Raw genomic sequence first — 11,952 nt, forward strand, 5'->3', positions numbered from 1 at the left:
AGTACATCAATATCAGCTGACCAAACTTCTGGCATACTCAAATAGGGCTTTCAGCAGTGCCAGCTTCTCTTTATCGTCTTCATATTGGTTGTAGAATTGCTCCAGTTGTAGCACGTAGTCTTGCACTCTCTCTGGGCTAAGTGCCGCACGGCGATGCTCTAACCAGCGTTGTTGCTCACTGTCGGTCAAAGTATTTGGGTAATTGCGGGCGCGGAAACGGAAGAATAATGGCTCCAGCCGCGAGTCTTGGAATGTCAGATCCAGAGCAGGCAGATTTTGCGGCTCAGTTTGCAGAATAATTTTCATGGTAGCGCGGTCAGCATCGCTGAAAAAACCGTTATACAGCTGGGCATCCACATCATCAGAAACCGCAAAAGCCTCAGCCTGCGCAAACAGTGCCACGACTTTTTCGCGGATTTGCGGGTTTTGTCGCAGCAGTTGTAGATTTTCCAGGCAGCGCTGGCGATCAATACCCAATCGCTCGGCATTCTCTGCCAGCAGAGTTTTGGCGGGTGCCAGTACCGGGCATTTATTGATATGCACCAGTTTCAATGGTACTGCGGCATCTCCAGCATTGAGCTTATCGCGGCGGGTATAGAGACGCTCGCGCAGGGTATCGCTATCCAGTGAAAGTAACGGCGACATGTCCCCCGCCAGGTCACACATAATCACTGCATTTTTATTGTCGGGATGCCATGCCAGCGGTGCAACCCAACTGGTATTGCCGCGCGCTGCACCAAACATGCCGGAAACATGAACCAGTGGCGTCATATTTACGATATCAATCAATGCATTTATTTTATGCTTACTACGGTGTTGATATAGGTAATCAAACAGCCGAGGTTGTGCCTGTTTAACCAACTTTGCCATGGCGATGGTAGCGTGCACATCAGACATCGCATCATGGGCGTGTAAATGTTCGACACCATTGGCTTTGGTTAAATGCTCCAATTTGAAGCTCGGCAGGCCATCTTCATTTTCCGGCCAGACAATACCTTCCGGACGCAAGGCATAGCAGGCGCGCATCACATCCAGCAAATCCCAGCGGGAGTTCCCTCCTTGCCAACTATAGGCATAAGGGTCATAAAAATTGCGATAGAAAATATTGCGGCTGACTTCATCATCGAAACGAATATTGTTGTACCCGAGAATGCAGGTGCCGGGCACATTGAATGCCTGGTGAATTTGGCGGGCGAACTCAGCTTCATTGACCCCATTGGCTAAGGCATGTTGCGGGGTAATCCCTGTAATCATCACCGCTTCAGGTTGCGGCAGGTAGTCATCGGCGGGTTTACAGTAAATCACCAGTGGCTCTTCGATGATATTGAAATCCAAATCGGTACGTACCCCAGCGAACTGTGCCGGTCTGTCCAGTGCCGGGCGTTGACCGAAAGTTTCATAATCGTGAATGTAAAAAGTGGGTTGTATGCGGTTGTCTGGCATTGCCTGAATTAGCCTCTTAAATTATGACATGTTCCACGAAATAAATTTTTTTTAAAACAATGCCTTAATAATTGTATTTATGCTCGTTCCTCTTATCTGACATGCATCTTATCAAATAAAGCCAAACTGGCCCACTTGAGCTCTCAGAAGCCATGGTTTGGTAGTAAGAATATTCCTGTTCAATGTTGCATCCAATCCTATATACGTAGCAGTAAAATGCATATTAAATGCATCTAAACGTAGTCTGAATATAAAAATAATATGAATAGATTGATTTATTAACATTATGATTTTTAAGTAATATTACTACACCAGGAAATTTGATATGACTAAAACCTGCGGATATACCACTTTGACTTTTCCAAGAAAAGTCTTGCAGTCATCATCTGATATACAAAAGTATGCTGCACTAAAAAATAGCAAATTGATAATGGCTATTTTTCTTAATACGCTGCTCATCGCAGTATCACCGGCTCGCGCAGCGACCATTGATGGCGGTGACATAGTCACTGTACCCGACACACAACCTTCACCTTGGGATATTATTGGCAACCTTGATATTGGCGGTATTGGTACAGGAACATTAAATATTTTCAATGGCGGCAGCGTAACGAATAGTGGGTATGCCTATATTGGTCAGGTCAATGGCTCTGGAGAAGTTAATATATCAGGGGCAGGTTCATCCTGGAGACAAAATGGCAGCCAGATATTTATCGGTCATGAAGGCTCAGGAGTGCTAAATATTACCGATGGCGGGGTTTTATCCAGCGGTCCTGAAGAAGCTTTCATTAACGATATGGATGGTGTTTATATTGGTAATGAAGTTGGCGTCCATGGTAGCGCTATAGTCTCTGGAGTTGGCTCCAAATTGGATGTTAGCACCGGATATATAGTTGCTGGCCTATACGGTATTGGATCTCTCAATATTACCGATGGTGGTGAGGGGGACAGTCGGCAAGTTCAAATTGGTAGTTATGCAGGTTCTATCGGTACAGCGACGGTATCAGGGGCAGGTTCCGTCTTGAAGAGTAAGGAATTATTCGCTGTTGGTACCAGTGGTACCGGCATACTGAACATCTTGGCCGGTGGTGTTGTTTCAAATAATGGAACTGGTTATATCGGTGCGAATGCAGGAAATGGAAACGTAACGGTCTCAGGGACGGGATCTCAATGGAATAATACCGGCCTCCTCAATATTGCTAATAAAGGCACGGGTGTGCTGAATATCGAAAATGAGGGCGTGGTCTCAAGCTCAGCTGTAAATATTGCTCGGTTGGCTGGCAGTATCGGTACATTAAATATTGGGGCCGCAGCCGGCTCTACCGCGACTGCTGCAGGCACGCTAGATGCTGCATCCATTACCTTTGGTGCCGGTGATGGCCGGATTGTTTTCAACCATACAGATATGTCAGGTACTTATACTTTCGCCCCGGCCATCAGCGGAACAGGCAATATTGATGTGTATAACGGTATCACTCTGATGGATGGTATTAGTGACTATTCTGGTTCGACGACAATCTATGGCGGCACATTGGCAGCCGGAACCACAGGGGCTTTCAGTCGTAATGCGAATTATATCACTGAGAGCGGTGGTACTTTGGACTTGCGTGACTATAGCCAAACGATGGGGAGTTTGAATCACTCCGGTCGCCTAAATTTTGGTAGTGCCCCAGGTACGATTTTAACTCTTGTCGGTGATTATACCGGTAATAATGGCCTGCTGAATTTTAATACTTTACTGAGTGATGACACCTCGGCGACCAATAAACTGGTGGTTGAGGGGGATACCTCCGGCACGACTCTGGTGACGGTAACTAACGCTGGGGGGAGTGGCGCCCATACATTGAACGGGATTGAGCTAATCACGGTGGCAGGCGCTTCTGATGGTGAATTTATTCAAAATGGGCGCATCGTTGCGGGTGCCTATGATTACTTTTTAGAGCGCGGTATTGGTAGCAATGAAGCTAACTGGTATTTGAACAATGCCATGCCGACAGAGGGGCCGGGGACTCCGGGGGAACCTTCGCCAGTGATGACTGAGCGCCCGGAAGCCAGCAGTTACAGTGCCAACTTGGCGGCGGCCAATAACATGTTTGCTACTCGTTTACATGACCGACTAGGTGAAACCCAATATCTTGATGCACTGACGGGTGAGCTGAAAGTCACCAGCATGTGGCTACGTAGCGAAGGCGGGCATAACCGCTCGCGTGATAGTCAGAACCAACTGCGCACCCAAAGTAACCGCTATGTGATGCAACTGGGGGGCGATATTGCGCAGTGGAGCAATGACGGGTTGGATCGTTTCCATTTGGGGGTAATGGCCGGTTATGGCAATAGTAAAAGTACCACCGAATCGCGTTTATCAGGTTATAGCGCCCGAGCCTCTGTAGATGGTTACAGCACCGGTATATATGGCACCTGGTATGCCAATAGCGCGGATAAAACGGGTTTGTATGTGGACAGTTGGGCGCAATACAGCTGGTTTAATAACACTGTCAATGGTCAGGGTTTAGCGGCTGAAGAGTACAAATCCAAGGGTGTGACGGCTTCGGTTGAAAGCGGCTATACCTTTAAAATGGGCGAAAATGCTGCGAAAAACGCGAGCTACTTTATTCAGCCTAAAGCCCAAGTGACTTGGATGGGGGTGAAAGCTGATGACCATAAAGAAGCCAATGGGACGAATGTATCCGGTGAAGGTAACGGCAATATTCAGACTCGCCTTGGGGTGAGAGCCTTTATGAACGGTTATGCGGATCAGGATAAGGGCAAGGATCGCGTGTTCCAGCCGTTCGTCGAAGCTAACTGGATCCATAACACTAAAGATTTTGGCACCACCATGGATGGCATGACGGTGAAGCAAGCGGGAGCTGCCAATATTGGTGAGCTGAAGCTGGGTGTGGAAGGGCAGATTAATAAGAATGTTAATCTGTGGGGCAATGTTGGCCAGCAGGTCGGTAATAAAGGCTACAGTGATACATCAATGATGTTAGGGGTTAAATACAACTTCTGATTGATGCTTCATCGATGATAAAGGGCGCATACGATAACTATGCGTCTTTTTTTTCGAGAAAATATCTCTGTCCATTAATTCGACACTCTGCATTATCAGCGCGATGAAATAGCCTAATTTACCGCGGACTGGTAGGGGACTAACATATTGAGCGCATAAGTTATGAAAAGAGAAAGTGTCAGTAATGAAATGATGCTTATCTTTAAGTTTAAAACGATATTGTATTATTCAAAAAGTGAAACAGGATTATTCAAAATCATAAAGATGAAAAATGTGAGCAATAATAGCTTTCTCTAGTTTAGATAAAGAATTTCTATCTTAAATAGTCACTCTTCAACACAATGGATTTTTGTGGTGGATTTAGGTACATCCATCTCTTTAGCAAAACTCAAAATCAGCTGGCGAATCCAACGGTTAGCCGCATTATTATGTACTCTATGATGCCAAATTAAACGGACATTATATTTTTTGGGTGGGTTTGGTGAAGGGATGATGACCAAGGACGCTGCTTTAACAAAGTGCCGTGCTAAGCGCGTTGGGATAACTGATGTCAGTTCACTGCCTTTCAAGAGAAAAGGAATGCTGGAGAAATAAGGAACACAAATAATATCCGTTTGGCGCGCTTCATCAAACGGTGTCGTGGTAACAACATGCCCGGTTCTTCCGCCTCGAACACTAATAACCACTCGTTTGTACTTTTCAACTTCTTGTGTTGATGGGATGCGACCAACTTTAGCGTAATAGGCCAAGGGATGGCATTTATGCACCACAAAACTAAACGACTCCTCGAATAAATCAGCTTGATGAAAATCAGCGGGTAGCAATGAATCTGAATAAATTGCCATATCTAAAATCCCATTTTCTATTTGGGAAAACAGTGTTTCGGTAATTAACGTAACTTCTATGCACAGCTGAGGGGCGATTTTAACCACTTCATTAATTACCTTGGATAAGATAACAAACATGCCATTATCTACCGCCCCGATACGCACCAAGCCATTCAATCGTTTTGGGTCGAATTGGGCAGGTTCTAACAATTGGTCAAGGTCAAAAAGTGTCGCAACTACTTGTGGAAATAAGCTTTTTGCTCGCTCTGTTGGTTTCATGCCGTAATGCATTCTGATAAATAAATCATCTTTAAATAATTTTCTCAAATGAGCTAATTGCCGACTTGCAGAAGCCTGACTCATACCTAATTTTTCAGATGTTTTAGTCAATGAGCCCGTTTCCATCAGGGTTTTGAAGAAGAATAAGATTTCTGTGTTAAATTTTGGAAACTCCATTGTTAAGATCCTTCTCAGAAAATTTAAGTTCTATACCTATTTATCAAGTCATATTTTCCAGCTGATAATTTAAAATAATAATGCCAGTTACATGTTAATTCTATCCAATAATTTTTATGCAATCTCAAACTGAGATCACCTTTTCCTTTTTTTGAATAATTCTATTCCACTTTGAGTGCATGATTAGAATAACGTTCATACATATAATCACTTCAAGTTAATAAATGAGTATCCATCACCAAAGCCCATACAAGCGTACGACCGAGTAATAGTAATAACAGGCAGAATGGCAAGACCCTATAGAATGTTTAATTTATTTTTACTATTAGCATATAAGGAAGAATTTGTATGATAAAAATAAAACTAAAAAGTATTCTTGTTCCTACCATATTGTTGGCAACTATGGTCGCATTTATGCCGTCAACAGTGCTGGCAATAGGTGGCCCTAGCGGGCCTAAAGTTGACTATCAGGTGCCAGGAAAAATTGGCGAAGTGGTCATGAACCCATACGAAATAGCACCACTGACCGCCATTATTAAGAATGGAGGATATGTTCTTAAAGATGCAACTGTGCGAATTGTACCTAAGGACAAAGGACAGGAAATAAAATATGCTGTTGCTAACAAACATCTCTTAACCCACGGCGGTATTCCTATATTTGGGCTCTATTCTGATTATGTTAATACTGTAGAAGTTGAATACACTCGTATCTTTGGTGAAAAAGTAGAGACACTGAAAGAAACATATCAAATTTATGCTCCGCCAATCTATGTAGAACCTAATGGTTTAGGTGGACAGAAGTCCGCGATGTTTGATACTCAAGTCAATAAAATATCTCCAGAATTTAAAGACAGGCTTTATCTGGTTAATAACTTTTTAGATAAATCAGGTAAAGGAACTCGTGCTGTCTGGAATAACCCAACAGGCGGTGCATTAGAGTGGAACTACTATCCGCAAAACGCCATTATCGATACCAGTGGTGAAATTCGTTGGTATATGTTCGTGCCTTCAATTTATGACCTTAATTCCATCTATAATGCTGGCGTTATGATGGGGTTCAAACAGAATACTGACGGCGCATTAAGCTGGGGATTCGGCCAGCGCTATGTCAAATACGATATTATGGGGCGTGAAGTATTCAACCGTCGTCTACCTGGAAACTATAACGACTACTCCCATTCGATGGACAACTCTCCGAACGGTAACTATTTCTTACGTGTTGCCAGCTCAAACTATAAGCGACCAGATGGCAAAAATGTTAGAACAGTGCGTGACGTTATTATTGAAATTGATGTAAATGGTAATGTGGTTGATGAGTGGCGCTTATTTGAGATATTAGATCCTTATCGTGATATTAACCTGAAAGTACTCGACCAAGGTGCTGTTTGTCTAAATATTGATGCAACCCAGGCAGGTCATACATTAACTAATGAAGAATTAGCAAAACTTGATTCTTCAGATAGTTTTGGCGATATCGTCGGGAGTGGTGCTGGGCGCAACTGGGTACATGTTAATAGTGTTGATCACGACACCGAGGATGACTCCATTATTATCAGTTCACGTCACCAAAGTGCCATTGTTAAAATTGATCGAGATAAGCAAGTTAAATGGATTTTAGGTAGCCCTGAGGGATGGAGTGATAAATATAAGGATAAAATCTTAACGCCTATTGATGATAAAGGTAAGTCCATTAAATGTGGGAACAGTAAGTGCGAAGGTGGCTTTGACTGGGCGTGGACACAGCATACAGCCTTTAAGATCGATAGTATGAGTAAAGGCGATAATATCTATATTAGTACCTTTGATAACGGCGACAGTCGCGGCATGGAACAACCTGCTTTACCAACGATGAAATATAGTCGTGCTGTTATTTACAAAATTGATCAAAAAGCTAAGACAGTGCAACAAATTTGGGAATATGGCAAAGAACGCGGTAATAGTTGGTATAGCCCAGTAACCTCGTTAACAGAATACCAGCAGGATAAAAATTCAGTATTCGTATACTCTGCCACGGCAGGTGCAGAATTCGACCTTTCAACGGGGGCATTCTTGACTTCGCCGAATCCATTTATCAATGAATTTAAATGGAATGCAAAAGAACCTTCCGTCGAAATTCAATTAAAAAATACCACTGGCTATCAAGCTATGCCATTCAGCCTAGAGAAATCTTTTGGGCAATAAGTCATATAGGGCCTTGTCCTTAATGTATTTGGGCAAGGCCTTACAGTGATAAATAACAACAAATACAAGTTACCTTATGAGGAATATAGTGATGCTCAATACTCTTGTGAAAAAAATCACTAAAGGTTTGGTTGTTATATGTGCCATTTTGTCATTCAGTGTAGCGGCATTTACTGAGGGCACAGATTATATCGTACTGGAAAAAGTTATCCCTGATGCACAAGGCACTTTAATCAAAGTTTTTAGTTACGATTGCCCATTCTGTTATCGATACGATAAGGGCGTCACTCCTGTCGTTATGCAACAAGTTAATGATTTTGTTAAATTTGATCCTTTCCATCTTGAAACTAAAGGGAAGTATGGTGTCGTTGCCAGTGAGCTATTTGCCGTATTGATTAATAAAGACCAAGAAAGCGGTGTTTCGCTTCTGGATGATAAATCTTTATTCAAAAAAGCGAAATTTGCTTTTTATAATGCTTATCACGACAAAAAAGAGCGCTGGGATGGTGGTGCTGATGAGTTTTTAAAAACGGGGCTTGATGCAGTAGCTATGAGCAAAGAAGATTTTGAACAGGCCCTGACCGATCCGAAAGTTCAGGCAATGCTCAAGCGCTGGAAAGAATACGCTTATGATGTTGCCAAAATACAAGGGGTTCCCGCTTTTGTGGTAAATGGTAAATATTTGATCCTTACTAAGAGTATTCGTTCGACTGAATCAATGGCGGACCTTATTAAACAATTGGCGAGCCAATAGAGGGGGCGATAATGGGCCTTATCAGAGACTTATTTTCTTCGCCCTCCGAGACTCTTTACCGTTGGCAGAATAAACGATTTCTATGGTTACTCATGGCTGTTGCCATGGGTGGGTTGGTGATTATTGCACACTCGTTTTTCCAAATTTATCTCTATATGAATCCGTGTGAGCAGTGTGTTTATATTCGGTTTGCAATGCTGATAATGGTATTTGGCAGTTTAATTGCGGCCATCAATCCTAAAAACCTTTTACTTAAACTATTTGGTGTTATTTCTTGTTTTTATGGTGCCGTCACTGGCCTGCAATATTCAATAAAACTGAATCGTATTCATCATGCGGTACACGGTGTTGATGATGCTCTGTTTGGCGTGCAGGGCTGCTCAACTGACCCCAGTTTCCCCTTTGGCCTTCCTTTGGCGAAGTGGTCACCGGAGTGGTTTAAACCCACCGGTGATTGCGGTTATGATGCGCCAGTGGTTCCCCTTGATGCTCAGCTAGATAGTGTTCAGAAATGGTTTATCGATATGTATGTTCAAGCTGATGGCTGGTATCTGATTCCAAGTTTGAAATTTATAAATATGGCACAAGCTTGTGCTTTGGCTTTTGGCCTATGCCTTATTATTCTGGTGATTATGATTATTGCTTGGATCATGAAAATCGTCGCTGAAAAAAGAATTATGGCTTAGCAATTCTGAAGCCCAAAAACTAACTGCCTGTGATTAGGCACAGTTCTCGTTGGCAAAGCCCTACTCAAAAGGTTAGGGCTTTAATTAGGAGACAGGTTACGGTTACACGGTTCCTTTACGACTGTTATGGCATAAGGGATTACCTGACAATACTGATCATCGTGGCATTTTGCCTGTGTCGGATAAGGTCCAATATCGAACAAAGTCTCAAGATTTATTTTGAAAAAAATTATGTTTCTATCTAAATGTGCCGATCTAACTCATATTTACCTGCCGTTTACTTAGCTATTCATACAATCCACCTACTGAATATCATTGTAGGACTCATGGTGAAAACACTTCTGTTAACCGGTGCCACAGGTTTCTTGGGCGGCGCAGTATTAGAAAAGCTATTGTTAGAAAACTCAGATTTTAATTACTTATTACTTGTACGGGCTAATACACCGGAGCAGGGTGTCACACGCATTAGAGAGAATCTGGCGAAATTTTATTTACCTAATGCGCTGCTGAATAAAATAAATGCCAGCCATATTTTATTAGGTGATTTAGCGACACCGGACAGCTTTATTAATGATCCGCGGATTGATGCCGTGACGCATGTTATCAACTGCGCGGCTGTGGCGTCATTCGGTAATAACCCACTAATTTGGAAAGTGAATGTTGACGGCACGCTAGCTTTTGGCAAAAGAATGTCGCAAGTGGCCGGTTTAAAAAGATTTATCCATGTGGGTACCGCGATGTCTTGCACGCCAGATGCGGATACCTTGGTCGGTGAACGGATATTATCCGCAGAAGATGATGCGCATTTGGTGGAGTATACCAAATCGAAATCGGCTATTGAGCGCCTGTTCGCTGAGCAATGCCCAACCTTGCCATTGGTCTTTGCCCGGCCTTCAATTGTTGTCGGACATACCCGTTTGGGGTGCCAGCCCTCCAGTAGCATTTTCTGGGTATTCCGCATGGCATTAATGCTGCGCAAGTTTATGTGCTCGTTGGATGACTATATCGACGTTATCCCCGTCGATTATTGCGCGGAGGCTTTATTGTGTATTTTGCAGCATCCAAATTTACCCGAAAATATCTACCATATTTCTGCCGGAGCCACGGACAGTGTCAGTTTTGCTGACATTGATCAGGCGATGTCTTCAGCCGCCAGACAGAAACCGGTGGGTACAGATTATTGCCAGGTAGATTATGGTGCTTTGGTGCAGATGAGAAAGCAGTTAAAAGGGATTTTCGGCCCCTGCAATGAGCGGTTAATGTTGAAAGCGATGCGATTATATGGCTCCTTTGCTATGTTGAATGTACGCTTTAGCAATGAAAGGTTACTGAATTTAGGTATGCCACGTTCACCACGCTTCACTGATTATATTGCCTGTTGTGTAGAGTCCAGCTCTGGCATGACTATCCAGCAACAAATGGCGGTTGATTTTAAATAAGCCGATTTCCCCGTATGGATGCAACCCGCGGGGAAATACACCTTTCTCGTGCCCAGTTATATCGTCCCTTTTTGGCTCAATCAGTGTGATGTCGCGGACAGACAATGTATAGCTGTAGGGTATTATTGAATACTGGGGGAAAAGTGCTGTGCCTGCTGGTAAATGAAATCGGTAAATGCCTGGGCGCAATCAGGCTGGTGGCGGCCCTTTACCGTCACCAAATAGACGGCGCGTTCTAGTGCCAAATCGCGGAATGGAATAATAGCGATATCTTTGTGGCGGAACTGGAACAATGTCAGACCCGTGGTAATACTGACGCCGTAATTAGCAGCAATCAGCCCCATCATTGTCGTGAGCTGCCGTACTTCCATCTGATAGTTGAAGCCCTCACCACCGTCGCACAATCGATCGGTATGTTGACGAATACTGGTTCCTGGGCAAAAACCAATAAAGGGATGCTGACCAATATCAGCAAGATCGACTGTCTCCATTTGTGCTAATGGATGATTACGATGGCACAACAAATAAAACTTATCGGAAAACAACAGCGTTGAATTAAATGTACTTAACGATGGTTGACCCGCCGTAAGTGCCAGATCCGCCTGACCGTCTAACAACGCTTTTAGACAACGATCCCATTGCGTATCTATCATTTTAATACGTGTTTCGGGATGAACGAGGCTATATTTTACCAAGACTTCCGGTAACCATTCGACGGCAATAGAAGGTAATACCGCTAAGGTGACATGGCCCTTATCACCCGCTACGCGCAATTTTATTTCCCCAACGGCATCATCATGGTTTTGCACTAATCGGCGAGCCAGGTCGATAAAATGAATACCGTTGGCATTCAACTGTACCCGACGGGTATCTCGGTCAAATAGACGATAACCGACTTCGTCCTCCAGACCGGCGATTAATGCACTGAATGCGGGTTGCGATAAATTAAAGGTTTTGGCGGCGCGGGTAAAACTGTCAGTTTCACTTAAAATAAGAAATGCCCTTAACTGTTTTATCGATAAATTCATTTCACGCCTTCACCCTTTGCTCAATATACTTAATAGTTTATTCGTTTTACTTTTCACATAAAACTTAGAAAAATCATTTTCATGATCAATAGCACAATTAATCTATTTATATCTTCCTGACAAAAATT

The 11,952-nt window shown here is 43.2% G+C and carries 8 protein-coding genes; 5 read left to right on the forward strand and 3 right to left on the reverse strand.

The genetic code is table 11. From position 1 onward, the window contains the following. Positions 1–12: 12 nt before the first annotated feature. Positions 13–1,443, reverse strand: coding sequence for an exodeoxyribonuclease I (gene sbcB, locus DJ58_RS01755; protein WP_004711114.1), 1,431 nt, complete (start codon positions 1,441–1,443; stop codon positions 13–15). 430 nt (positions 1,444–1,873) lie between these two features. Here sbcB and DJ58_RS01750 point away from each other — a divergent pair, with 430 nt between their 5' ends. Then, positions 1,874–4,453 carry an autotransporter outer membrane beta-barrel domain-containing protein gene (locus tag DJ58_RS01750; RefSeq protein ID WP_004711117.1) on the forward strand — a complete coding sequence of 860 codons (2,580 nt, stop codon included), beginning with the start codon at positions 1,874–1,876 and terminating at the stop codon, positions 4,451–4,453. Positions 4,454–4,779: 326 nt separating this feature from the next. On the opposite strand, the gene DJ58_RS01745 is transcribed toward DJ58_RS01750, so the two are convergent. Beyond that, positions 4,780–5,736 (reverse strand): LysR family transcriptional regulator, encoded by a 957-nt coding sequence (locus DJ58_RS01745; RefSeq protein WP_004711121.1) that lies wholly within the window; start codon positions 5,734–5,736, stop codon positions 4,780–4,782. A gap of 402 nt (positions 5,737–6,138) precedes the next feature. Between DJ58_RS01745 and DJ58_RS01740 the strand changes: the two genes are divergently transcribed. The 4 genes from DJ58_RS01740 (at position 6,139) to DJ58_RS01725 (ending at position 10,796) form a co-directional block, all read left to right on the forward strand. Beyond that, positions 6,139–7,917, forward strand: coding sequence for an aryl-sulfate sulfotransferase (locus tag DJ58_RS01740; RefSeq protein WP_204365712.1), 1,779 nt, complete (start codon positions 6,139–6,141; stop codon positions 7,915–7,917). Between the two features lie 91 nt (positions 7,918–8,008). Next, the gene (locus DJ58_RS01735) at positions 8,009–8,671 is read left to right on the forward strand and encodes a thiol:disulfide interchange protein DsbA/DsbL (RefSeq protein WP_004711126.1); all 663 of its coding nucleotides are present in this window, start codon (positions 8,009–8,011) and stop codon (positions 8,669–8,671) included. 11 nt (positions 8,672–8,682) lie between these two features. Beyond that, a complete protein-coding gene (gene dsbI / locus DJ58_RS01730; RefSeq protein WP_032911595.1) occupies positions 8,683–9,357 on the forward strand; it encodes a protein-disulfide oxidoreductase DsbI in 675 nt (224 codons plus the stop codon). A gap of 329 nt (positions 9,358–9,686) precedes the next feature. Next, complete coding sequence (locus DJ58_RS01725) at positions 9,687–10,796, forward strand: SDR family oxidoreductase (RefSeq protein WP_032911615.1); 1,110 nt, start codon at positions 9,687–9,689, stop codon at positions 10,794–10,796. Between the two features lie 122 nt (positions 10,797–10,918). On the opposite strand, the gene DJ58_RS01720 is transcribed toward DJ58_RS01725, so the two are convergent. After that, positions 10,919–11,824, reverse strand: a complete 906-nt coding sequence (locus DJ58_RS01720; RefSeq protein WP_004711131.1) for a LysR family transcriptional regulator — start codon at positions 11,822–11,824, stop codon at positions 10,919–10,921. Between the last annotated feature and the right edge of the window lie 128 nt (positions 11,825–11,952).

This window comes from Yersinia frederiksenii ATCC 33641, assembly GCF_000754805.1.
In the GTDB taxonomy this organism is placed as follows: Bacteria; Pseudomonadota; Gammaproteobacteria; order Enterobacterales; family Enterobacteriaceae; genus Yersinia; species Yersinia frederiksenii.